Raw genomic sequence first — 22795 nt, 5'->3', positions numbered from 1 at the left:
ACAGCGCCAATACACCATTGTTGGCTCCAACCCAACGCGACCCAGTGTCGCACCCGCGCCCCAGACTGCCAGTACAGGCGTATCATGCGGGCCAGAGCAGCAACACTTCTGACTGCGGTCGGCATGCACTGGCCGCGGCGTTTTTCCACTGCCGTGGGACTGAATGATGAGCAAGCAGATTCCGGTACAAGACATCACCCCGCCTGCCAAGCACAAGAAAGACGAGAGCGTGGACCTCTACGCCGCCCGGGAAAAGATCTACACCCGCGCCTTCACCGGCCTGTTCCGCAACCTGCGCATGGCTGGCGGCGCCTTCCTCTTCCTCCTGTATTTCGGCACCGTGTGGCTCAACTGGGGCGGTCACCAGGCCGTCTGGTGGAACCTGCCGGAGCGCAAGTTCTACATCTTTGGTGCAACCATCTGGCCGCAGGATTTCATCCTCCTGTCCGGCATCCTTATCGTCGCGGCCTTCGGCCTGTTCTTCATCACCGTATTCGCCGGCCGCGTCTGGTGTGGCTACACCTGCCCGCAGAGCGTGTGGACCTGGATCTTCATGTGGTGCGAAAAAGTCACCGAAGGCGACCGCAACCAGCGCATGAAGCTCGACAAGGCGCCCATGAGCGGCAACAAGTTCCTGCGCAAGGCCGCCAAGCACAGCCTGTGGCTGCTGATCGGGTTTATCACCGGCATGACCTTCGTCGGCTATTTCTCGCCGATCCGTGACCTGATGATCGACTTCTTCACCGGCCAGGCCGATGGCTGGTCCTATTTCTGGGTCGGTTTCTTCACCCTTGCCACCTACGGCAACGCCGGCTGGCTGCGCGAGCAGGTGTGCGTGTACATGTGCCCGTACGCCCGCTTCCAGAGCGTGATGTTCGACAAGGACACCCTGATCGTCTCCTACGACCCGCGTCGCGGCGAGAACCGCGGCCCGCGCAAAAAAGATGTGGACTACAAGGCCAAGGGCCTCGGCGACTGCATCGACTGCACCATGTGCGTCCAGGTCTGCCCCACCGGCATCGACATCCGCGACGGCCTGCAGATCGAATGTATCGGCTGTGCCGCCTGCATCGACGCCTGCGACAGCATCATGGACAAGATGAACTACCCGCGTGGCCTGATCAGCTACACCACCGAACACAACCTGTCCGGACAGAAGACCCACCTGCTGCGGCCACGGCTGATCGGCTACTTCGTGGTCCTGCTGGTGATGATCGGCGCGCTCGCCAGCGCCTTCCTGATGCGCTCGCTGGTAGGCTTCGACGTCAGCAAGGACCGCGTGCTGTACCGCGAGAACGCCCAGGGCTGGATCGAGAACGTATACAGCCTGAAAGTCATGAACAAGGACCAGCGCGACCACGTCTACGTTCTCGAAGCCAAGGGCCTGCCGAATCTGCGCCTGGAAGGCGCCAGGGAGATCCGCGTGGCTGCAGGCGATATCGTCAGCCTGCCGGTGCAGCTGTCGGTCTCGCCGGAGTTGCTGCCGTCCACCACCAACGAAGTCATCTTCATTCTCCGGGACGCCGACGACAGCGCTTCCGAAGTCGAAGCCAAGAGCCGTTTCATCGGCCCGCAAATCCGCTAAGAGAGTATGCCCATGCCTGCAACGAACACCGTTCACAGTGTCTGGTACAAGAACCTCTGGCCATGGATCATCATCGGCATCCTCGCCACCTCGGTGACCTTGAGCCTGACCATGGTCAGCATCGCGGTGAACAACCCGGACAACCTGGTCAACGACAACTACTACGAGGCAGGCAAGGGCATCAACCGCTCGCTGGACCGCGAGATGCTGGGCCAGACCCTCAAGCTCAAAGCCAGCGTGCACCTGGACGAAATCACCGGTGAGGTGGAGTTGCGCCTGAGCGGCGACAGCCAGCCGCAGACTCTGGAACTGAACTTGATCTCGCCGACCCAGCCGGAGAAGGATCGCAAGATCGCCCTCACCCTCACTGGCGAAGGCCGCTATGTCGGCCAGTTGCCGGATCGCGTGGAAGGCCGGCGCTTCGTCGAGCTGCTGGGCACCGAGCAAGGCCAGACCTGGCGCCTGTTCGAGGAGGAAGAGGTGGCCCACGACGTGACCTTGCTGCTCGGGGATGAAGCACTGAAAGGCGCCGAGCACCTGGACAAGTAACGGGGTGCCGTTGCCAATGGCCCCACCGAAAGACCTGCGATAAGACAGTCATGACCAGCCCCACGCCTTGCTACCACTGCGCCCTGCCCGTCCCTGCCGGCAGCTCGTTCACCGCTGTCGTCCTGGGCGAGCCGCGGTCATTCTGCTGCCCGGGCTGCCAGGCGGTGGCCGAGGCCATCGTCGCCGGCAAGCTTGAGCACTACTACCAGCACCGCAGCGAAGCCAGCGCCAACCCCGACGCCCTGCCCCGCCAACTGGTGGACGAGCTGGCCCTGTACGACCGCGACGACGTCCAGCAATCCTTCGTCCGCCATGCGGGCGAGCTGGCCGAGACCACCCTGCTGATCGAAGGCATCAGTTGCGCCGCCTGCGGCTGGCTGATCGAAAAACACCTGCGTGCCCTGCCCGGTGTCGCCGAGGCCCGCCTCAACCTGTCCAACCATCGCCTGCTGGTGAGCTGGGCCGACAGCCAGTTACCCCTGTCACACCTGCTGGCCGAACTGCGCCAGATCGGTTACGCCGCCCACCCCTACCAGGCCGACCGCGCCGCCGAGCAACTGGCCAGCGAAAACCGCACCGCCCTGCGTCAACTGGGCGTCGCCGGACTGTTGTGGTTCCAGGCGATGATGGCGACCATGGCCACCTGGCCCGAATTCAATATCGACCTCAGCCCGGAGATGCACACCATCCTGCGCTGGGTGGCGATGTTTCTCACCACGCCGATCGTGTTCTACAGTTGCGCCCCCTTCTTCCGCGGTGCCGCCCGCGACCTGCGTACCCGCCACCTGACCATGGACGTCTCGGTGTCGCTGGCCATCGGCCTGGCCTATGCCGCCGGAATCTGGACCGCGATCACCGGCAGCGGAGAACTGTATTTCGACGCCGTGGGCATGTTCGCCCTGTTCCTGCTCGCCGGCCGCTACCTCGAACGCCGCGCCCGCGAGCGCACCGCAGCCGCCACCGCACAACTGGTCAACCTGCTGCCGGCTTCGTGCCTGCGCCTGGATGAGGCCGGCAACAGCGAGCGCATCCTGCTGCGGGAACTGGCGATCGGCGACCGCATCCAGGTCCAGCCCGGCGCCGTGCTGCCTGCGGACGGGTGCATCGTCGATGGCCAGTCGAGCATCGACGAGTCGCTGCTCACCGGAGAATACCTGCCCCACCCGCGCCAGACCGGCGACCGGGTAACCGCCGGCACGCTGAACGTGGAAAGTACGTTGGTGGTTCAGGTCCAGGCCCTCGGCCAGGACACCCGCCTCTCGGCCATCGTCCGCCTGCTGGAGCGGGCCCAGTCGGAAAAACCGCGTCTGGCGGAAATTGCCGACCGCGCCTCGCAGTGGTTCCTGCTGTTCAGCCTGGTCGCCGCCCTGGCCATCGGCCTGCTGTGGTGGCAGATCGACGCCGACCGGGCGTTCTGGATCGTTCTCGCCATGCTGGTCGCCACCTGCCCCTGCGCCCTGTCGCTGGCCACGCCGACCGCCCTGACCGCCGCCACAGGCACCCTGCACGGCCTCGGCCTGCTGCTCACCCGCGGTCATGTGCTGGAAGGCCTGAACCAGATCGACACGGTGATCTTCGACAAGACCGGCACCCTCACCGAAGGTCGCCTGACGTTGCGCGCCATTCGCCCGCTGGCGACGCTGGACGCCGACCATTGCCTGCGCCTGGCCGCCGCCCTGGAAAACCGCTCCGAACACCCCATCGCCCGCGCCTTCGGCCGCACCGTGGCAGTGGCCGATGCCGTGCAGAGCACGCCGGGCCTGGGGCTGGAGGGGCAAGTGGAATCCCGCCGGCTGCGCATCGGCCAGGCGGCGTTCGTGTGTGAAATGAGCGGCGCGGCCGTTCCGCCCATGCCCGACGAAGCCGGCCAGTGGCTGCTGCTGGGTGACGAACAGGGGCCGCTGGCCTGGTTCGTCCTCGACGACCGTCTGCGTCACGACGCTGCCGACCTGCTGGACGCCTGCCGTGCCCGCGGCTGGAAAACCCTGCTGCTGTCCGGCGACAGCTCGCCGATGGTGGCCAGCGTCGCCGCCGAACTGAAGATCGACCAGGCCGTCGGCGGCCTGCGCCCGGACGACAAGCTGCAACGGCTCAAGGCCCTGCAGGCCGAGGGCCGCAAGGTGCTGATGCTGGGCGACGGGGTCAACGACGTACCGGTGCTGGCCGCCGCCGATATCAGCATCGCCATGGGCTCGGCCACCGACCTGGCCAAGACCAGCGCCGACGCGGTGCTGCTGTCCAACCGCCTCGATACCCTTGTGCAGGCTTTCGGCCTGGCCCGGCGCACGCGGCGGATCATCATCGAGAACCTGTTCTGGGCCGCGCTGTACAATGGCCTCATGTTGCCGTTCGCGGCCCTCGGCTGGATCACACCGGTGTGGGCGGCGGTCGGCATGTCGGTCAGCTCGCTGATCGTGGTCCTCAACGCCCTGCGCCTGACCCGCGTGCGCGGCGCCACGACCGCGCAGCGTGCGGCCAGCGCCCACCAGCCCGCGACGGCCTGACCAGGAGATCCCATGCCCGCCCTCTACGTGATGATTCCCGCTGCACTGGTCCTGGTCGGCATCGCTATCTACATCTTCTTCTGGGCGGTGGACAGCGGCCAGTACGAAGACCTCGACGGCCCGGCCCACAGCATCCTCTTCGACGACCAGGACCCGAAGCACCAGGCCGCCGTGAAAGGCCAGGACAGCAGCGAAGACGACCAGCCAGAGCCGCCGGCCCGTGGTTGAACTGCTGCCCCTGCTGAGCTCGGCACTGATCCTCGGCCTGCTCGGCGGCGGCCACTGCCTGGGGATGTGCGGCGGCCTGATGGGCGCCCTGACCCTGGCCATTCCCCCGGAGCAACGCGGGCGACGCCTGCGCCTGCTGCTGGCCTACAACCTCGGCCGCGTCCTCAGCTACGCCAGTGCCGGCCTGCTGCTGGGCCTCGCCGGCTGGGCCCTGGCCGGCAGCCCGCTGGCCACCGGCATGCGCGTGGTGGCGGCACTGCTGCTGATCTGCATGGGGCTGTACCTGGCCGGCTGGTGGAGCGGCCTGACCCGCATCGAACGCCTTGGCCGCGGCCTGTGGCGGCACATCCAGCCCGTCGCCACGCGACTGCTGCCCGTCTCCAGCGTGCCGCGGGCCCTGTTGCTGGGTGCGCTGTGGGGCTGGCTGCCGTGCGGACTGGTCTACAGCACGTTGCTGTGGGCGGCGAGCCAGGGCAGCGCATTGAACAGCGCCCTGCTGATGCTGGCCTTCGGTGTCGGCACCTGGCCGGTCCTGCTGGCCACGGGCCTCGCCGCCGAACGCAGCAATGCCCTGCTGCGACGCAAGGGCGTGCGGGTCGCCGGTGGGCTGCTGGTGATCCTGTTCGGCCTCTGGACCCTGCCCGGCCCGCACCAGCACTGGCTGATGGGCCACTGAAGGCGCCCTTGATGCAAATCAACACTGATGTACGTGTGGCTCCCTAGACTCCGGACACTGCCGCAATTCCTGGGACTGCCACCATGCACGACGCCCTCCAATGGGACTCTGACCTGATTCGCCGTTACGATCTGGCCGGCCCGCGCTACACCTCCTATCCGACCGCCGTGCAACTGCACAGCGAAGTCGGTTCCTTCGACCTCCTGCACGCCCTGCGCGACAGCCGCCGCGCGGCGCGTCCGCTGTCCCTCTACGTCCACGTGCCGTTTTGCGCCAACATCTGCTACTACTGCGCCTGCAACAAGGTCATCACCAAGGACCGCGCCCGCGCGCAGCCCTACCTGCAACGGCTGGAGCAGGAAATCCAGTTGATCGCCTGCCACCTCGACCCCGGCCAGACCGTGGAACAACTGCACCTGGGCGGCGGCACCCCGACCTTTCTCAGCCACGTCGAGCTGCGCCAGCTGATGGCCCACCTGCGCAAGCACTTCAACCTGCTGGATGATGATTCCGGCGACTACGGCATCGAGATCGACCCCCGCGAAGCGGACTGGTCGACCATGGGCCTGCTGCGGGAACTGGGCTTCAACCGGGTCAGCCTCGGCGTCCAGGACCTGGACCCGGCGGTGCAGCGAGCGATCAACCGCCTGCAGACCCTGGAGCAGACCCGCACCATCATCGAGGCGGCGCGCACCCTGCAATTCCGCTCGATCAACCTCGACCTGATCTATGGCCTGCCCAAGCAGACGCCGGACGCCTTCGCCCGTACCGTGGAAGAAGTGATCAAGCTGCAACCCGACCGCCTTTCGGTGTTCAACTACGCCCACCTGCCAGAGCGCTTCATGCCGCAGCGGCGCATCGACAGCAACGACCTGCCGGCCCCGGCGCAGAAACTGGAAATGCTGCACAACACCATCGAACAACTGACCCGGGCCGGCTACCGCTACATCGGCATGGACCACTTCGCCCTGCCCGACGACGAATTGGCCATCGCCCAGGAAGAATCCACCCTGCAGCGCAACTTCCAGGGCTACACCACCCACGGCCATTGCGACCTGATCGGCCTGGGCGTCTCGGCCATCAGCCAGATCGGCGATCTCTATTGCCAGAACAGCAGCGACCTCAACGAATACCAGACCGCCCTGGACGGCGCGCAACTGGCCACCCGTCGCGGACTCATCTGCAACCAGGACGACCGTCTGCGTCGCGCCGTTATCCAGGACCTGATCTGTCATTTCGAGCTGGAGTTCGAGCGGATCGAACAGGCCTTCACCATCGATTTCCGCGGCTACTTCAAGGACCTGTGGCCCGCACTGGAAGGCATGGCCAGGGACGGCCTGATCGAACTGCGCAATGACGGCATCAGCATGCTGCCGGCGGGTCGCCTGCTGGTGCGCTCGGTGTGCATGGTCTTCGATGCGTACCTGGACCTGAACAACCGCCAGCGGTTTTCCCGGGTGATTTAAGCGGCGAGAAGTTTCATCGCCTTGCCGACCTGGTCCGGACTCAGGTTGGCCTGGCTCATGGCCTTGATCAGGCCGAAGTTGACGGTGTTCAACGCGGCGGACAAGGCACTGACCCGGGCCTGCAGGGCAGCAGTCTTTTTCTGCATCTGCACCGGATCGAGGGAGCGATCACGCATTAGCGCCTGAAGCTGACGGTTGGCCTCGGCAAGCTCCTTTTGCAGCTTGCGGATCATCTTGAGCAACTGACGAATGGACTCCGGCAAGCCGCTCTCGTCGATATCGCTGTCGCCCTGCTGCCTGGCGGCGACTTCGAGGCCCTTGAGCGACAGGTGCACCCTGACCCCTTCGGACGCCACCGGAGTGGTCTGCGCGGCCTCTTCGGGCTGATCGGCACGGGCACTGGAGGCACTGGCAAGAACGGCCTGGCGAGCATTATTGATATCGACGGTCAACATGGCCTGGCCTTCCCGGAAAAAGGATTCATGGCAGTACATCGGCGGCAAAGCCGCGAACTTGAGCGAAAGGCGCACCAAAAAAGAGCAAGCTGGCCTCAGGTAGCCCGGCTGAGTTACCCTTGTGTTCTATGTGTGCTTTCCCACAAGGATTGATGAAATGTCCGAGCCAGTTAAACTGCGCCCTCATAACCAGGCCCATTGCAAGGACTGCAGCCTGGCGCCCCTGTGCCTGCCTCTGTCGCTGAATCTTGAAGACATGGATGCACTGGATGAAATCGTCAAGCGGGGTCGTCCGCTGAAAAAAGGCGAGTTTCTGTTTCGGCAGGGTGACAACTTCGGTTCGGTCTACGCAGTACGCTCCGGCGCCCTGAAAACCTTCAGCCTGAGCGACGGTGGCGAGGAGCAGATCACCGGCTTCCACTTGCCGAGCGAGCTGGTCGGACTCTCCGGCATGGACACCGAAACCTACCCGGTCTCGGCCCAGGCGCAGGAAACCACCTCGGTGTGTGAGATCCCCTTCGAACGGCTTGATGAACTGTCGGTGCAACTGCCGCAACTGCGTCGTCAGTTGATGCGGGTGATGAGCCGGGAAATCCGCGACGACCAGCAAATGATGCTGCTGCTGTCGAAAAAGACCGCCGACGAGCGGATCGCCACCTTCCTGGTCAACCTCTCCGCGCGCTTCCGCGCCCGAGGTTACTCGGCCAACCAGTTCCGCCTGAGCATGTCGCGCAACGAAATCGGTAACTATTTGGGCCTCGCGGTAGAAACCGTGTCGCGGGTGTTCACCCGCTTCCAGCAGAACGGCCTGATCGAAGCCGAAGGCAAGGAAGTGCGGATCCTCGATCCGATCCAGCTCTGTGCGCTGGCCGGTGGTGCACTGGAAGCCTGACCCGGGTTAAACGGGTATACTGAGCGGCGTTTTGCCTTTCAGGATACCCGCTCCATGCCAAGCGAAAGCTTCGACCTCAAATCCCTGATCCGCCCGGTAGTGGACTTCCCCAAGCCCGGCGTGATCTTCCGTGACATCACCCCGCTGTTCCAGTCGCCGCGTGGCCTGCGCTATGTCGCCGACCAGTTCATCGAGCGCTACGTCGAGGCCGAGTTCAGCCATATCGGCGCCATGGATGCCCGCGGCTTTCTGATCGGCTCGATCATCGCCCACCAGTTGAACAAGCCACTGATCCTGTTCCGCAAGCAGGGCAAGCTGCCCGCCGACGTGATCGCCGAGGGCTACCAGACCGAGTACGGCCAGGCCTTCCTGGAAGTGCACGCCGACAGCCTGTGCGAAGGCGACCAGGTACTGATTTTCGATGACCTCATCGCCACCGGCGGCACCCTGCTGGCAGCAGCCAACCTGGTGCGGCGCATGGGCGCGGCGGTGTTCGAGGCGGCGGCGATCATCGACCTGCCGGAACTGGGCGGCTCGCAGAAACTGCAGGACGCCGGGATTCCAACCTTCTGCCTGACCGAGTTTTCGCTCAGCGAATACTGATCGGCTTTCAGGCCTCATCGCCGGCCACGCCGGCTCCCACAGGTTTCGCGTCGGACCTGGATCTTGTGATCGATGCAAAACCTTGTGGGAGCCGGCGTTGCCGGCGATAGGGCCCTCGGCAACACCACAAGACTCAAAGCGAAATCGGCTTGCGCCCCGCAAACGAGTGAGCCAGCGTCCCGCCGTCCACCAGCTCCAGCTCCCCGCCCAGCGGCACCCCATGGGCAATCCGCGATGCCACCAGCCCCTTGTCCGCCAGCAACTGCGCGATGTAATGCGCGGTCGCCTCGCCTTCCACCGTCGGGTTGGTTGCCAGAATCACCTCGGTGAAACTGCCCTGCTCCTCGATCCGCGCCATCAGTTGCGGAATCCCGATCGCCTCCGGCCCCAGGCCATCGAGCGGCGACAAATGCCCCTTGAGCACGAAGTAACGCCCGCGATAACCGGTCTGCTCCACCGCATACACGTCCATCGGCCCCTCCACCACGCACAACAGCGTGTCGTCACGTCGCGGGTCAGCGCATTGCGGGCAGAGTTCCTGCTCGGTGAGGGTGCGGCACTGGCGGCAATGCCCGACGCCTTCCATGGCCTGGCTCAAGGCCTGGGCCAGACGCACACCACCGCTGCGGTCGCGTTCGAGCAACTGCAAGGCCATGCGCTGGGCGGTTTTCTGACCCACGCCCGGCAGGGTGCGCAGGGCATCGATCAACTGGCGAATCAGGGGGCTGAAGCTCATGGTAAGAGGCCTGGCAGATCACGAATGGGGAGAAACGACGATGGGAGCGACAGCCTCACGGCCGTGCTCCCACCGGGTAGAACGAATGCCCGCTTAGAACGGCATTTTGAAACCAGGCGGCAACTGCATGCCGGCGGTCATGCCGCCCATTTTTTCCTGGCTGCTCTGCTCGACCTTGCGCACGGCATCATTGACGGCGGCGGCGATCAGGTCTTCCAGCACTTCCTTGTCTTCCTGCATCAGGCTGTCGTCCAGGCTGATGCGCTTGACGTCATGACGGCCGGTCATGACCACGCTGACCAGACCGGCGCCGGATTGACCGGTCACTTCGGCGTTGGCCAGTTCTTCCTGCATCTTGGCCATCTTTTCCTGCATCTGCTGTGCCTGCTTCATCAGGCCGGCCATGCCACCTTTCATCATGGGAATCACCTCGGTATCAAGTTACTTGGCACGTCGCCCACGGGGCGCGACGCTGGGGTATCCGGTTATTCGCCCTGGCTGACCAGGACGTCGACAGGTTCAATAGTATCGTGGCGCACGGTAGCACCGAACTTCTGGATCATCTGCTGGATGAACGGATCGTTCTCGATCGACTCCTCCGCCTCGCGCTGGCGGTCGGCCCGCTTGCGCGCCGCCGCCTGGGCCGGGGTTTCCTGCTCGGGCCGGATCAGCTCGATGGTCAGCGTCAGGGTGCGGCCCAGGTGCTGGTTGAGGGCATCGTTCAGCCGGCGTTGCTGGGTGGCGTTGAACAGCGCGCTGTGGCCCGGATCCAGGTGCAGCAGCCAATGGTCACCCTCGGCAGCGATCAACGTACAGTTGGCGGCAATGTTAGCGGTCATGCCGGAGATCGGCAGGCTCGGGAACATTTCCAGCCATTGCAGGGCCAACCCGGTGGCCGGAGCGGCGGCAGGCTCGGGCTCGGCTTCGGCCTTGGGCGTCAGCTCGGCAGCGTGCTCGGTAGCCAGCTCGTCCAGATAGCTGAAGCCGGCAGGATCGACCTCGCCGTCGTAGTAATCATCATCCGGCGGCGGTTCGTCATCGCGGTCCATGCCCGCCGGGGCGAAGGCGTGTTCGTCCAGCGGAGGCGGTTCGTCGCGCCGGTCGCTGGACGCGGCCACGACCGGAGCAGGCTCGGGCTCAGGCACGGCCTCAGGTTCCGGTGTCGGTTGCGACGCAGGCTCGACTGGCGGCGGCAAGTCTTCCCATGGCGGGTTGATGGCCTCCACCACAGGTTTCGGTTCAGGTTGAGCTTCGACCACGGGCTCTGCCTCAGGTACAGCCTCAGGCTCGGCGACGGGAGCCGGAGCCGGAGCCGGAGCCGGAGCCGGAGCCGGAGCCGGAGCCGGAGCCGGAGCCGCGACAGGCTCGGGCGCGGGTGCGGCGAGCGCAACCGGGGCCTGGGCCACCGGTGCCGGGGAATCAGTCGTGGCCTGGCTGATCCCCACTGGCTTTAGCGTCGTACCCGGTGCATCGCCGCTGTCGGCCGGACGGAACGCCAGCATGCGCAACAGCACCATCTCGAAGCCACCGCGCGGATCCGGCGCCAGCGGCAAGTCGCGGCGACCGATCAGGCCCATCTGGTAGTAGAACTGCACGTCTTCGGCCGGCAGTGCCTGGGCCAGCGCCAGCACCTTCTCGCGATCGCCCTGGCCGTTGTCCACCGCCTCCGGCAGGGCCTGGGCAATGGCGACACGGTGCAGCACGTTGAGCATTTCCGACAGCACGCCGTTCCAGTCCGGCCCCTGCTCGGCCAGATGCCGCACCGCTTCGAGCAGCGCCCGGGCATCGCCTTCGAGCAGCGCCTGCAACACCCCGTAGACCTGACCATGATCCAGCGTACCGAGCATCGCCCGCACATCGGCGGCGAGCACCTTGCCTTCACCGAAGGCAATGGCCTGGTCGGTCAGGCTCATGGCGTCGCGCATCGAGCCATCGGCGGCACGACCCAGCAGCCACAGCGCATCGTCCTCGAACGGCACGTTCTCGACGCCCAGCACATGGCTCAGGTGCTCGACCACACGCTCGGGGGTCATGTTCTTCAGGGAAAACTGCAGGCAGCGCGACAGGATGGTCGCAGGAAGCTTCTGCGGATCGGTGGTGGCGAGGATGAACTTGACGTAGGGCGGCGGCTCTTCCAGCGTCTTGAGCAAGGCGTTGAAGGAGTGGCTGGACAGCATGTGCACTTCGTCGATCAGGTAGACCTTGAAGCGCCCGCGGCTTGGCGCGTACTGCACGTTGTCGAGCAGTTCGCGGGTGTCCTCGACCTTGGTCCGGCTCGCGGCGTCGATCTCGATCAGGTCGACGAACCGGCCCTCGTCGATCTCCCGGCACACCGAACAGGTGCCGCAGGGCGTCGAGGTAATGCCGGTTTCACAGTTGACGCACTTGGCGATGATCCGCGCGATAGTGGTCTTGCCGACACCGCGTGTCCCGGTGAACAGGTAGGCGTGGTGCAGACGCTGATTGTCCAGCGCGTTGATCAGGGCCTTGAGCACATGGGTCTGGCCGACCATTTCGCGGAACGAGCGCGGACGCCATTTACGTGCAAGAACCTGATAACTCATGAAAAACCATCGTAACCTGAACGGGCGGAGAGACCGCTAATCCTAGCGGAGCGGGGGCAAAATTGCATCCTGCCATTCGGGCTGCGCAGGTGCCGCCGCAAACCCGCGAGAGCAACTGTCTTGTGCTGCCTGCATTCGACTTCGGCGTCACGGCCAGCGCGGCTGGCCCGGAACCTTGTGGGAGCTGGCTTGCCAGCGATGGCGATAGCGAATGCACCGCCCCGCCGAGGTGAATGCGATTACCGCAAGAAGTTCGTGGCGTGCGGCGGCAGGATCGAGAAGGTAGAGCAATAGAGTGCTGGGCAGGCATTCCTGCGCGCACCCTCAACTGCAGGGTTTTCTTCCGCATAGCCCGAACATGTACCGGGTGTCCTGAGGCGAGAACACAAGCGGCGCTCGAACCTCCCGCTCACCCGCCTCATCGGGCAGTGGCGCTGAGTCCTGCATCGTGATCCGCGCCGCAGCCTTCATGATCCAGCTATCGATAGTGGCATCCCCCGAGCGCTCGACCATGGTGACTTGAGGCACGCCACTGTCTGCCGTGAAGCGATAGGACAGCGTCACCTTCCAGGTTTTGCCGGTGGCATTGACCGCCTCGAACACTTCCCGAACAGCCATGCGCCTTTGTTGCTGCTTCACGAAACCGGTCACCCAGAGTTGCCGATACCGCTGCGCCTGCGCTTCATCAAGCGCTTGCCCCTGCTTATGCAAACGGTTCATCGCCTTCCAGGCATCGTCACCAAAGTGCTCGACCGACTCCAGATAAAGCGCCAGGGCACCCGGTAAATCCTGCGGGCCGCCCTTCCCTTCTTCCATCAGTCGCCCTAGGGGCAATGCCGCATTCTTGCCCGAGAGGCGATAGAACGCGCGCGCTTTGGCGTAATCCACCGGCTCACCCTCGCCACGCTCGGCCATCTGTCCGAGCAGAAGGTTGTTGGCCGGACTCAGCTGGGCAGCCTCGACGAACAGCGCCCGGGCCTTGCTGAAATCCTGATCGACGCCGTATCCGCCTTCTTGATACATCTTGCCCAGCATTGCCTTGCACGTGGCATTGCCGTAACTGGCGTAGCTCTGGATGTAAAGCAGATTGCTGCGCTCGAAGGGCTTCTTGCCGGCAAGTGCCATGCATCGCCAACCAACGATCGGACTGTCGAAATCACCAGGCCGGGTCAGGGTCTGACAGCCCGTGACTGCGGTCAGAATCAACAATAAAGACAGCGCTTTGAACATGGCTTCCCTGCATCCATTCAAGAAAAGGGCGCCATCATACCTGCGACGCCAATTGCAGGGCCAAGGAAAGGTGCTGTACGAGGCCATTCTTGCTGACTTGGATAAGTGAAGTCAGTAGCCACAAGATGTTGCATTTAGCCGGAATACTTCACCGAACTCCGACTTTCTTGTAGGCAATTTCCCAAGCATACTCCCGAGCCCCGCTTGGTGGTTGCGTCCCTTGGAAACGGTGCCTAGTCTGCCTCGGTCGTCGCCAAATCGACGACCGGATTAGCAGTCCGAAATATGGACGTAACAGCACGCCTGTCATGGCGGCTGTGCGCGTGGGCACCTTCGGGTGCGCCGGTTTCCATATTTCCGGTCTGCTAACCCGCGTACAGTCGCCACCCTTCGTTTAGCAGCGACCCGTGACGACTTCATCAAATATGGAGATTCGCCATGAAAAAGCTCGTCCCCGATCCGCCCACCGCGTTCTACGTCAGCCCCGACCTTTCCCGCGAAGACGCCATTAACCGGGCAACGGAATATCTCAACAAAGCCATCCTCCAGACCACCTATCTCCCCGACCCGCCCGAAGTGCGGCATCAGCAAATGCTCAGCAATGCGTTGTTCAACCTGAGGATTACCAAAGCGCTGCTGGGACTTGCGGCAACCGCTTAGTTAATGATCACGCCGGCACGAACGAAAGCCACGGAGTTCTACTCAGTGGCTTTCTTGTAAAGCAGGCAGTCAGAAATGTTTCTGAGGCGCGCATTTTCGGTCGCCGGACTGCACGGCATTGCATGCATTTTCGGCGGCGGTGTAGGCGTCCATGTACCGCTTGCGTTCATCGATCCGCTGTTGAGGGGTGCCGCCAGGACATCCTCCATCGATCATATCGATGGCCGTCCTGGTCATGAACATTACCGTCTCGTTGCTGCTGGTGACGGAGGCGTTATCGGGGATCTTGGTGTTGATTACGATTTGCTTGCGGGTCTCGCAGTCGCCGGAGGCGAACGTCAAACCCGATTTGTTGCCGCCAGTGATTTCGGCCGTTTCTTTGTCAGGGTTACCGGTGGCCTTGAGCACACTCAGCTTATAGTCCTTGGCGCACGCCATGAGTATTTGGTACTCGGCATCACCATTGCCGTACGGGGCAGTGGTGTAACACTCCTCGTCTGCGGCGCACTCCTTGAGCTTATCTATGTCGTGCTGGATAAGGCCAAGGCGTTTTTCGTAGGAGACCAAAGACCACGTATTATTGTCTTTCGCTCCACCGAGAGCGGTTTCTATGTATTGACCGCAGAACCGGGGATAGGTGGTACAGCTTTGTGCGTTTGTCAGGGCAGCAATCTCTTCCTGACAGTGAGCCGCGACCTGCTCCTGGTCTGGACTTACGGTGTAGGTGGTTGCCGATTGCTGCGCCGCTGTGGCGACGCTTTCCGTGCCTTCGTCATCCTGGGTGTTGCCCAAAGTGGCGACATCCATGAGAAGCATGAAAGGCAGGGTAACGCTCATGATCCCGACACCAAGAACGTCGCCGTCCTTGGCGGAATCAGCGATCATCTGACCCGTCTGGCCGGTATGGGTAGAGCAGCCGGCAAGCGCCAGCAGCGCCATGGCAGTGACACGTTTCCGCATGTTTGATTCCGGCAGGGACGGGACGCCCGTTTCTTGGCCAATGGCTGCGCCCTCAGGGTCGTCCAGACACTTCGGCACCAATGTGACCTGCGTCCGAGCCTCATCCTCAATCAATCGTTTCATGATTGTCCCTGCCACGATCACGACAATCAGAAGATTAGACAATCGCTTGTGTTTTCACACAGCCCGGGCCGATTGCTGCCATTGACCCGCCCCTCAAGCAGCACCCCAAAGGCCCTATCATTCGGGTATCAGATACCGACGCACCAGGTGCGATTCCAGAGCTCGAAAACGCAATCTTCACTGCAGCGACCCTGCTCGCCCTGCACAACGGTAATCACCAAGGCATGCTCAATGACGCATTGGTGGAGATGCGAATGTCCAGGGCACTTTTGATGGTTGCCGTGACGGCTCCGCCGGAGAGCGGGCCGGTATGAAGAAAGGCCACGGAGCTCCAGCTCCGCGGCCTTTTCGCTGTGGTTTTCTCTGAGCAACTGTCAGCTTGCGGAATTTCCGCAGGTTCCTTGGGAAACGTCCCACAGACATCGCCATTTCTCTTCCCTAGCCTGCGAACTCCTACCTACAAGGCGTTCGAACGATGGCCAACCACAGCTACATGACTATCAACGGCAAGAAGATGGGCCTGATCTCGGCCGGGTGTTCCACCCAAGACTCGATTGGCAACAAATGCCAGATCGGACATACCGACCAGATCCTCGTGCTGGCTCTGAATCATGCGATGAGTACTGTCAGCAATGTCTCCAGCGCGGTGCACAATCCTCTGGTTATCCACAAGCACTTGGACAAATCCTCCCCCTTGCTGGCGCAGGCCATGGCCGACCGGGAAGAACTGTCGTGCGAGATCGATCTGTATCGGACCGCCAATGGCGGCCAGCAGAAGTACTACACCCTGAGGCTGATAGCGGCACGAATCGTAGGACTGACCCTCGATGTGCCCAACGTATTGATGTTCACCGATGCTCCGCCGACCGAACAAGTCGTGCTGCGCTACGAGCAGATCACCTGGACTCACCATGTCGCCAGTACTGATGGCTATGCCTTCTGGGGGATGGACGAATGAATAAACGACCTTCGTCTTCGCCAGAGTGGTTCCCGGAAGAGTCCTGGGAGTTGCATCAAAGCGCCGCGAACCTGACGCAATATGCCTGCATTGTCAGTTCGCGGCATATCAAGGATGGGGTGCTGCGAGGGCGCTTCAACCGGACGATGGCGTACTACGTGCGGCAGATTCTGGAGGATGTGAGGAGTGGGAGGATCAGGACGGAAGAAGGACTACGCCGGATCAGTATCGAACACAAACAACTCCAGAAAAGTGCATTGGATGTTATCAACCAGGTAGGAGGAGCCTTTGCCGGGGGAGTGACAGCGTTAACTGGAGCTGGAATTTGCTATGTATCTGCTATGACCGCTTGTGCTATTGCAGGAGTGCCAATGATCGCCCATGGCAGTAATAATTTTTATGAAAACACTGCGAACCTTTTGACAGGACGATCCGATACTGTCGGTCCTTTGAAAAGCTTGTATCAAAAGGCTGCCGTTAGCGCAGGCGGCACCAAAAGCCAAGGCACCGTCGTTTACGGTTTGGTTGACATTGGACTGGCTGGTTACGGGCTATTTAGACCTGTTCTAAGACCAGGAGCCTGGAGACTTTTTGCATGGACAGGAAGTGATTATGTACCTGCTTACACTCTGATGGGAAAGGGAGGACTATTTTTTGAGGCTTACATGGGATGGGTGACAGCTACTGGAGTACGGAAGGAATTCGAAGAGTGATCACAACAGCGTATATATTATGCTCTTCATTTATTCTCGGCATTGCCTATATGCTTAGAAATAAATTCTCCGGAAAAAACTTCAAAAAACAGTATTTTATAATTTGTGCGATAGGCAATTTTCCATTTGGAGTTTTCCACCTCGAGATCGTAAAAAATCGCTGCGTTATGTTCATTGGTTGCTTTCCAGAGATTCACTTTGACTACCCAGTCTTGAGCTGGGCGGCTCTTGCATTTGTTGTCCTCCACTGCCTTGCCTTTCCAGTGGAGTGGAAACCAAGATACTGGACTCGAAAATCAAAAAACAACGTTTTAAAGTAGAGAGCCTTTCAGACTCACGAACCGAAAACCACATCTACTGAAATTAAATATGCGATTTCTTCATAGCCACAATATTTGACTGAATAAACAATCAGAACCATAAAGAGACAATAATGACCACCTACATATTCCTGCCCTGCGCAATAGTTGGTGTGATTTTCTGCTACTACCTTAAATATAGATTTTCTGGAAAAAACTACAAAACCCCGGCAGCCGTCACAATCATGTTCACCAACGCCGTCTTGACATTTTCTTATATAGAGCTTACTCAGAACGAATGCATACTATTTTTTGAGTGCTTTCCGGGACTAGTCAAGAATCACCCTGTCGTAGAATGGGTTGCAGTCGCTTGCATTTTTCTTCACTGCTTTGCTATTCCAACGCAGTGGGAGCCTTGGAGACTTTTTCGGCTCAGGCGGAAATTATGAACCCCACCCTGTAAATCCTGGCAACAAAGGGGGCAGGAAAAGAGTTAAATTTATTTTCGAACTACTGCACCAATCCAAAAATAAATCCGTCTCCTTTCGCGTCTCTTTTTCGGAGAATAGACAAATTAAAAAGTTGAAAAGGGACAAGCTGAGAAGGGGACGATTTATTTTTCTGCGCCCGCCTAGGGCAAGTGCCCCTTTTCGACTCTAACCAAAAGCCACATGCAGGATCTCTTGAGCTCTCCGATACAGTTTCATAGCCTTCGCATCTCTAGTGAGAAGGCCATCAAAGTAAGTTGCATAGGTAACGAAATGAGAGTCAACCATGTCATTTCGTATCTTGTGATCTGTAGCATCCTTGGCACCACCACTAGCAGCCCATTCGAGGGCAAGCAGGTAGCAGCATAGAGCATTGCGAAAGATGAAAGTATTGTGCAGCTCTTTATATATTGGAACCCGCGGTGCCCTTGGATGAGTTCTGAACAGTATCATCGAAATCTGCATGACTGCCCTTATCAAAGCATCCACCATTTTTGAAGTATAAGGCTCACCGCTTCGTATCTTTCGGCGGTCTTCCTTGTCGAAGTCCACTGCAAGATTGTCAAAATTCTGTGCCAATTTAGAAGCGTCATCCAGCATTCTAACTAATTGCTGGTTCTCGTCTAGCGCCATTCTCCTGATCTCTGCCATGACTGATTGATCGCCACGCTCTGCTGCATTGAGCTTGTGGATATATTCAGGAAACCCAGCGGTCTGCCCCTTGTGAATCATGCGTTTCTGCAATCCTGCAGCCCTACCACTTAATTGACAGATCACTTGCGTATTCCTGAGGACAATCACCTGCTCAGAGTACGCACCAATTATCCTCATAGCATTGCAAATACTCTTGACCGCATCACCTTGAAGAGCTTCCATGGCGACATAGTCCGTCAGCACTACGCGATTAGCACTGGATGCCTCGAGAAACGCTCTCAACCGAGGACTTTGAAGTTGATTGCTATCCACTACCATATGCATGCTTGCTTCCTGCCATAGCAAAACTATTCCAACGGCAACAAAAGAAGACCAAGAGAATAAAGAAAAAGGCAGATTTATTTTTTCAGCTACCTCACCAAAAAATTAAATCCGCAGCGTCCGCCCGCTTTTCCAGTCCCTTTTCCATATCTAGGCTCTGTACGAAATGTATTCGAGCGAAGGCCAGGCAAGGCGAAAACAGGCGAGGAAGCGGAGTTTACTGGCTGTAAATGAGCATTCCGAGCCTGTTTTCAACGCAGCATGGGCGAGTTCGGATGCATTTCGTACAGAGCCTAGCTCCTCGCATAGAAGCCCTATCGTAGTGGCACCGTCCCACCGATGCCAATTGCAAATCACAGGCAAGCGAAAGCCCCGGACAGACGGGTGCAAAAAAAGAGGACGAAAGCTAGGAGACACGGGGCCTGAAGCGAATTTCCAAACCCCAGAAATGGAGGCGGCCCCACCAGCCACACCCCGGCACTCGATGTTCCCGCTATGGCTGCTCCCTTCCGGGCCTGACCAGGTTGACGGGTAATCAATGCGGGGGGACCGATGGGGCCACCATTACGCAGCTCGTCAGGTGACGAGCCGCGCCATTGTACCGGTCTGCGGCAGAGTTACAACCTTTGGGTGAGAAAAAAATCATCATTTCTCAAGGACTTGTCCGAGAGGGACAGGTTGCTGCAGACCTTCTGGCGAAGCTGTCGAAAGCCTGAGTGCCGGTTGTGCCAGGGATACCGGGGTCACTGGGGTTGTGGGCGCTTTGCGCCCAATCGCGGATGAATCCGCTCCTACAAGGGGCAACCCGGGCGCGTCGCGGCACCTCAGAGGGCGATGCCCTGACCGGCCAGAAACTCGACGAAGGCGTCTTCGTCAAGCACCTTGACACCAAGCTCGTTGGCCTTGGCCAGCTTGGAACCGGCACCCGGCCCCGCTACCACGCAGTGGGTCTTGCCCGAGACGGAGCCGGCTACTTTCGCACCCAGGCTTTCCAGTTTGTCCTTGGCGATGTCGCGGCTCATGCGCTCCAGGGTGCCGGTCAGTACCCAGGTCTGGCCAGCCAGCGGCAAGCCTTCGGCGGTTTTCTTCTCGCTGGCCCAGTGCATGCCGAACTCCAGCAACTGCGCCTCGATGGCACGGGCCAGTTCGCGGTTGGCGTCGACCAGGAAGAACTCGCGTACCGCCTCGGCCTGCTTGGCCGCCAGGGCCTGGCGCAGGTCGATGCCGTCGGCTTCGATGATCTTGTCCAGGCTGCCCAGTTTGGCGACGAGCTTTTCGGCACCCGTCGGACCGACCGAAGAAATGTCGAGCTTGGCAATCATCCCGGCCAGGGTGGTGCTGGCAGCGAATTCGGCACTCAGTTCACCTTCGTCCTGCAGTTGCAGGCCGCAGTCCAGCAGTTGCTGGATGACGCTGCGGTTGTGCTCGTCTTCGAAGAAGTTGTGGATCTCATAGGCCACTTCAAGGCCGATGTCCGGCAAGTAGGTCAGCACTTGCGGCAAGGCCTTCATCACGCGCTGCAACGAACCCAGGGAGCGGGCCAGGACCTTGGCGGTCTCTTCGCCCACGTCGGGAATGCCGAGAGCGTAGATGAAACGCGCCAGCCCCGGGCGCTTGCTGTCTTCGATGGCGGCCAGCAGCTTGTTGCTGGAGACTTCGGCGAAGCCTTCCAGCTCGACCACTTGCTCGTAGGTCAGGCGGTAGAGGTCTGCCGGCGAGGTGATCAGGCCCTCGTCCACCAGTTGCTCGACGCTTTTCTCGCCCAGGCCTTCGATATCCATGGCGCGGCGCGAGACGTAGTGAATGATCGCCTGCTTGAGCTGGGCGGCACAGGCCAGGCGACCGACGCAGCGGTACACCGCGCCCTCGCTGACGGTTTCCTTGCCCTTGCTGCGCTTGACCAGTTGGGTACGCTCGACCTGCGAGCCGCACACCGGGCATTCGGTAGGGATCTGCACCGGGCGTACGGCGTTCGGGTCGCGGCGCTCAATCACCACTTGCATGACTTGCGGAATCACGTCGCCGGCACGGCGGATGATGACGGTGTCGCCAATCATCACGCCCAGGCGCGCCACTTCATCCATGTTGTGCAAGGTGGCGTTGGCCACGGTGACGCCCGCGACCTTGACCGGCTTGAGGCGCGCCACCGGGGTGACGGCGCCGGTACGGCCCACCTGGAATTCCACGTCGAGGACTTCGGTCAGCTCTTCCATGGCCGGGAATTTGTGGGCGATGGCCCAGCGTGGCTCACGGGCGCGGAAGCCCAGTTCGCGCTGCGAGGCCAGGCTGTTGACCTTGAACACCACGCCGTCGATTTCGTACGGCAGGTCGTTACGCCGGGCGCCGATGTCGTGGTAGTAGGCCAGGCATTCCTCGATCCCGGCGGCGTGCTTCAGCTCGCGGCTGATGGGCATGCCCCACGCCTTGAGCTGTTCGAGAATGCCGATATGGGTATCGCCCACCGGCGCCGACACCTGGCCGATACCGTAGCAGCAGAATTCCAGCGGGCGGCTGGCGGTGATCTTCGAATCCAGTTGGCGCAGGCTGCCGGCGGCGGCGTTGCGCGGGTTGGCGAACGTCTTGCCGCCGATCTCGGCTTGCGCCGCGTTGAGGCGCTCGAAGCCGGCCTTGCTCATGAACACTTCGCCGCGTACCTCCAGCACCTCCGGCCAGCCATCACCCTGAAGCTTGAGCGGGACGTTGCGAATGGTACGAACGTTGACGCTGATGTCTTCGCCCGTAGTGCCGTCACCACGGGTAGCGCCTTGCACCAGTTGGCCGTTGCGGTACAGCAGGCTCACCGCCAGGCCGTCCAGCTTCGGCTCGCAACTGTAGTCCACCGGCGCACCACCACCGAACAGGTCGCCGGCCGGCAGGTCGAGGCCTTCTACCACGCGGCGATCGAATTCCCGCAGGTCGGTTTCCTCGAAGGCGTTGCCCAGGCTGAGCATGGGGACCTCATGGCGGACCTGGCTGAAGGCCGAGAGCGCCGCACCTCCGACGCGCTGGGTCGGCGAGTCCTCGGTGACCAGTTCCGGGTGCTCGGCTTCCAGGGCCTGCAGTTCGCGGAACAGGCGGTCGTACTCGGCGTCCGGCACGCTGGGCTCGTCGAGCACGTAGTAGCGGTAGTTGTGCTGGTCGAGCTCGGCGCGCAGTTCGAGGATTCGGGTTTGGGCTTTCATGGGCGTGGTCTCTTGCAAAGCAAAAGAGCAGCCGGAGCTGCTCTTGCGTTTCTTCTATGAAGCGATGTTTCAGCGTTTCTGGGTCAGCGCACGGCGCTCGAACTCGACGATACGCTGACGGTAATGCTCGATGGTCTGGGCAGTCATCACGCTGCGCTGGTCATCCTTCAATTCGCCATTGAGCTCGTGGGCCAGTTTGCGAGCAGCGGCGACCATCACGTCGAACGCCTGCTTCGGATGCCGCGGCCCCGGAAGACCAAGGAAGAAGCTGACCGCACGGGTGCTGAAATGGTCGATGTCGTCCAGGTCGAACACCCCCGGCTTGACCGCGTTGGCCATGGAGAACAGGACTTCGCCGTTGCCGGCCATGCTTTCGTGGCGGTGGAAAATGTCCATCTCACCGAAACGCAAGCCGCTTTCGAGGATGTTCTGCAGCAGCGCCGGGCCCTTGAAGCCGCCCTCGTCACGGGAGATCACGCTGATCACCAGCACTTCCTCGACCTGCGGCAGTTCCTTGCCTTCACTGGCGGCACCGTAGCCGGTGGTCTTGGGGTTCTCGGCCGGGAAGTCGTCTTCCACGTCGCCAAACAGGTCAGGCTCGCGCGGCTCGGCGCTCAGGTTCAGGTCGCCCTGCTGCGGCTCGTTGCCGCGCTTGGCACGCTTGTTCGCCTTGCCGGCCTTGGGCTCGCGCACCGGTGCACTCATCGACGGCAGATCGTCTTCGTCGAGTTGCGGCTCCTTGTGGGTATCGAGCACACGCGAAGGGCCCAGCACCTCGGCGCTGCTGTCTTCGTCGGGAAGGTTGGACAGATTGCGGTCCAGACGGAATTTCAACTTGCCCTTGCCGCCGCGCATGCGGCGCCAGCCGTCAAAAAGAATACCGGCAATGACTATGATGCCGATGACGATCAGCCATTCGCGCAGACCGATTTCCATGTAATCCCGTGCC

The 22795-nt window shown here is 61.3% G+C and carries 20 protein-coding genes, 1 other RNA gene and 1 pseudogene; 11 read left to right on the top strand and 11 right to left on the bottom strand.

The features are described from left to right. Positions 1-166 precede the first annotated feature (166 nt). The 6 genes and pseudogenes from ccoG (at position 167) to hemN (ending at position 7008) form a co-directional block, all read left to right on the top strand. Complete coding sequence (ccoG, locus tag AC05QJ_RS11095; protein ID WP_476746901.1) at positions 167-1585, top strand: cytochrome c oxidase accessory protein CcoG; 1419 nt, start codon at positions 167-169, stop codon at positions 1583-1585. Positions 1586-1597: 12 nt separating this feature from the next. Continuing rightward, complete coding sequence (locus AC05QJ_RS11090) at positions 1598-2134, top strand: FixH family protein (RefSeq protein ID WP_476746900.1); 537 nt, start codon at positions 1598-1600, stop codon at positions 2132-2134. A 50-nt stretch (positions 2135-2184) separates the two neighbouring features. After that, positions 2185-4669: pseudogene (locus AC05QJ_RS11085) on the top strand (heavy metal translocating P-type ATPase). Continuing rightward, positions 4651-4866 carry a cbb3-type cytochrome oxidase assembly protein CcoS gene (gene ccoS / locus AC05QJ_RS11080; RefSeq protein WP_476746899.1) on the top strand — a complete coding sequence of 72 codons (216 nt, stop codon included), beginning with the start codon at positions 4651-4653 and terminating at the stop codon, positions 4864-4866. Before AC05QJ_RS11085 ends, ccoS begins: the two are co-directional and overlap by 19 nt. Next, positions 4859-5542: a sulfite exporter TauE/SafE family protein gene (locus AC05QJ_RS11075; RefSeq protein ID WP_476746898.1), complete on the top strand. Its 684-nt coding sequence runs from the start codon at positions 4859-4861 to the stop codon at positions 5540-5542. The genes ccoS and AC05QJ_RS11075 overlap by 8 nt, the downstream gene beginning before the upstream one ends. Before the next feature lie 83 nt (positions 5543-5625). Further along, positions 5626-7008, top strand: coding sequence for an oxygen-independent coproporphyrinogen III oxidase (hemN, locus tag AC05QJ_RS11070; protein WP_476746897.1), 1383 nt, complete (start codon positions 5626-5628; stop codon positions 7006-7008). On the opposite strand, the gene AC05QJ_RS11065 is transcribed toward hemN, so the two are convergent. Then, entirely contained in the window at positions 7005-7463 is a 459-nt protein-coding gene (locus tag AC05QJ_RS11065; RefSeq protein WP_476746896.1) for a hypothetical protein, read from the bottom strand. The genes hemN and AC05QJ_RS11065 overlap by 4 nt on opposite strands. Before the next feature lie 157 nt (positions 7464-7620). Here AC05QJ_RS11065 and fnrA point away from each other — a divergent pair, with 157 nt between their 5' ends. Both fnrA and AC05QJ_RS11055 read left to right on the top strand, forming a co-directional pair. After that, a complete protein-coding gene (gene fnrA, locus AC05QJ_RS11060) occupies positions 7621-8355 on the top strand; it encodes a Crp/Fnr family transcriptional regulator FnrA (RefSeq protein ID WP_476746895.1) in 735 nt (244 codons plus the stop codon). Positions 8356-8409: 54 nt separating this feature from the next. Beyond that, positions 8410-8958 carry an adenine phosphoribosyltransferase gene (locus AC05QJ_RS11055; protein WP_476746894.1) on the top strand — a complete coding sequence of 183 codons (549 nt, stop codon included), beginning with the start codon at positions 8410-8412 and terminating at the stop codon, positions 8956-8958. 133 nt (positions 8959-9091) lie between these two features. Here AC05QJ_RS11055 and recR read toward each other — a convergent pair whose 3' ends face one another. From recR to AC05QJ_RS11035, 4 genes are all read right to left on the bottom strand, one after another. Then, on the bottom strand, positions 9092-9694 hold the full coding sequence (gene recR / locus AC05QJ_RS11050; RefSeq protein ID WP_476746893.1) for a recombination mediator RecR: 603 nt from the start codon (positions 9692-9694) through the stop codon (positions 9092-9094). Between the two features lie 93 nt (positions 9695-9787). Continuing rightward, a complete protein-coding gene (locus AC05QJ_RS11045) occupies positions 9788-10114 on the bottom strand; it encodes a YbaB/EbfC family nucleoid-associated protein (RefSeq protein WP_075802553.1) in 327 nt (108 codons plus the stop codon). A gap of 65 nt (positions 10115-10179) precedes the next feature. Beyond that, positions 10180-12258 (bottom strand): DNA polymerase III subunit gamma/tau, encoded by a 2079-nt coding sequence (gene dnaX, locus AC05QJ_RS11040; protein WP_476746892.1) that lies wholly within the window; start codon positions 12256-12258, stop codon positions 10180-10182. A 324-nt stretch (positions 12259-12582) separates the two neighbouring features. Further along, positions 12583-13488 carry a tetratricopeptide repeat protein gene (locus AC05QJ_RS11035; protein ID WP_476746891.1) on the bottom strand — a complete coding sequence of 302 codons (906 nt, stop codon included), beginning with the start codon at positions 13486-13488 and terminating at the stop codon, positions 12583-12585. Between the two features lie 438 nt (positions 13489-13926). Here AC05QJ_RS11035 and AC05QJ_RS11030 point away from each other — a divergent pair, with 438 nt between their 5' ends. Then, complete coding sequence (locus tag AC05QJ_RS11030; protein WP_476746890.1) at positions 13927-14148, top strand: hypothetical protein; 222 nt, start codon at positions 13927-13929, stop codon at positions 14146-14148. A 69-nt stretch (positions 14149-14217) separates the two neighbouring features. Here AC05QJ_RS11030 and AC05QJ_RS11025 read toward each other — a convergent pair whose 3' ends face one another. Next, positions 14218-15231 carry a hypothetical protein gene (locus tag AC05QJ_RS11025; protein ID WP_476746889.1) on the bottom strand — a complete coding sequence of 338 codons (1014 nt, stop codon included), beginning with the start codon at positions 15229-15231 and terminating at the stop codon, positions 14218-14220. Between the two features lie 475 nt (positions 15232-15706). On the opposite strand from AC05QJ_RS11025, the gene AC05QJ_RS11020 reads away from it, so the two are divergent. Further along, the gene (locus tag AC05QJ_RS11020; protein ID WP_476746888.1) at positions 15707-16189 is read left to right on the top strand and encodes an Hcp family type VI secretion system effector; all 483 of its coding nucleotides are present in this window, start codon (positions 15707-15709) and stop codon (positions 16187-16189) included. Beyond that, positions 16186-16902 carry a DUF4225 domain-containing protein gene (locus AC05QJ_RS11015; protein WP_476746887.1) on the top strand — a complete coding sequence of 239 codons (717 nt, stop codon included), beginning with the start codon at positions 16186-16188 and terminating at the stop codon, positions 16900-16902. Before AC05QJ_RS11020 ends, AC05QJ_RS11015 begins: the two co-directional genes overlap by 4 nt. A gap of 26 nt (positions 16903-16928) precedes the next feature. Here the strand turns inward: AC05QJ_RS11015 and AC05QJ_RS11010 are convergent, their stop codons facing one another. From AC05QJ_RS11010 to zipA, 5 genes are all read right to left on the bottom strand, one after another. After that, entirely contained in the window at positions 16929-17150 is a 222-nt protein-coding gene (locus AC05QJ_RS11010) for a hypothetical protein (RefSeq protein WP_476746886.1), read from the bottom strand. 707 nt (positions 17151-17857) lie between these two features. Beyond that, the gene (locus tag AC05QJ_RS11005; protein WP_476746885.1) at positions 17858-18667 is read right to left on the bottom strand and encodes a hypothetical protein; all 810 of its coding nucleotides are present in this window, start codon (positions 18665-18667) and stop codon (positions 17858-17860) included. 455 nt (positions 18668-19122) lie between these two features. Beyond that, positions 19123-19219: signal recognition particle sRNA small type (gene ffs / locus AC05QJ_RS11000), an RNA gene on the bottom strand. 269 nt (positions 19220-19488) lie between these two features. Next, the gene (ligA, locus tag AC05QJ_RS10995; RefSeq protein WP_476746884.1) at positions 19489-21846 is read right to left on the bottom strand and encodes an NAD-dependent DNA ligase LigA; all 2358 of its coding nucleotides are present in this window, start codon (positions 21844-21846) and stop codon (positions 19489-19491) included. 69 nt (positions 21847-21915) lie between these two features. Then, positions 21916-22782, bottom strand: coding sequence for a cell division protein ZipA (gene zipA, locus AC05QJ_RS10990; protein WP_476746883.1), 867 nt, complete (start codon positions 22780-22782; stop codon positions 21916-21918). Between the last annotated feature and the right edge of the window lie 13 nt (positions 22783-22795).

Source organism: Pseudomonas sp. TUM25319, from assembly GCF_056388475.1.
This window is presented reverse-complemented; position numbering and strand designations above follow the sequence as displayed.